A 790-nucleotide genomic window follows, 5' to 3' on the forward strand; every position below is an offset into this window, starting at 1 on the left:
CCCCCCCGTCTGGCCGGGGGGGGGGGTTTTTGGGGCGGTTGCCCCCCTCTTTGCTTTTTAACCCCCCGCTGCTCTGGGGGGGCCCCCCCCGCTCCCACAGGGTGATGCTGTCAGGCCTTGGCGGCCATTGCCGTGACTTCCACGCGCATGCCTTCGACCGCCAGGGATGCCACGCCAACGGCAGCGCGCACCGGCCAGGGTTTGGCGAAGAAGCGCTGGTACACCTCGTTGAAGGCGGCGCGGTCGGCCATGTCGGTGAGGTAGATGGTCAGGTGCAGGACCCGGTCCATGGAGCTGCCGGCACGCTCCAGCGCACCCTTGAGCGCCTGCAGGGTGCATTCGCTCTGCAGGGTGATGTCGCCCAACTCCAGGCTGCCGTCGGCACGGGTGGGGATCTGGGTGGAGACCAGCAGGCCGCCGAAACCGGTGACGTCGGAGGAGATGGACTCTGGGTCCGGATCAGGGATAAAGGTGATGTCGTGATTGGCCATGGGGATCTCTTGTGCGAGGAGTAAATGAGGCGTGCGGGTAGTGTACAACCTCATCAAGGCCTTGCCAGCGTCCTGTCCATTTGCCGGGATCAACAGTAAGTCGCTGTTTCTACGAAAAAATATTCGGCTTGGGGGTTCCCAGGGGCGGTTAATGTTGGTACATTTGCGCCCACTGCCGCACAGGCAGCCATCAAAAGAGTGCCAGGCACTCGTCGCAGTACCTACAGGGGCGTCGCCAAGCGGTAAGGCAGCAGGTTTTGATCCTGCCATGCGTTGGTTCGAATCCAGCCGCCCCTGCC

At 63.4% G+C, this 790-nt stretch carries 1 protein-coding gene and 1 tRNA gene; one reads left to right on the forward strand and one right to left on the reverse strand.

Annotated elements, in window-relative coordinates:
• Positions 1-110 precede the first annotated feature (110 nt).
• Complete coding sequence (locus M2D63_RS25515) at positions 111-491, reverse strand: RidA family protein (protein WP_285865866.1); 381 nt, start codon at positions 489-491, stop codon at positions 111-113.
• A 225-nt stretch (positions 492-716) separates the two neighbouring features.
• Between M2D63_RS25515 and M2D63_RS25520 the strand changes: the two genes are divergently transcribed.
• Positions 717-788, forward strand: a tRNA-Gln gene (locus M2D63_RS25520).
• Positions 789-790: the final 2 nt, after the last annotated feature.

It is taken from the genome of Pseudomonas sp. BJa5 (assembly GCF_030272875.2).
Lineage (GTDB): Bacteria > Pseudomonadota > Gammaproteobacteria > Pseudomonadales > Pseudomonadaceae > Aquipseudomonas.

Bases quoted from the DNA above. Each gene is read 5' to 3' on its own strand.
- M2D63_RS25515 (WP_285865866.1), bottom strand. From the start codon at position 491: ATGGCCAATCACGACATCACCTTTATCCCTGATCCGGACCCAGAGTCC.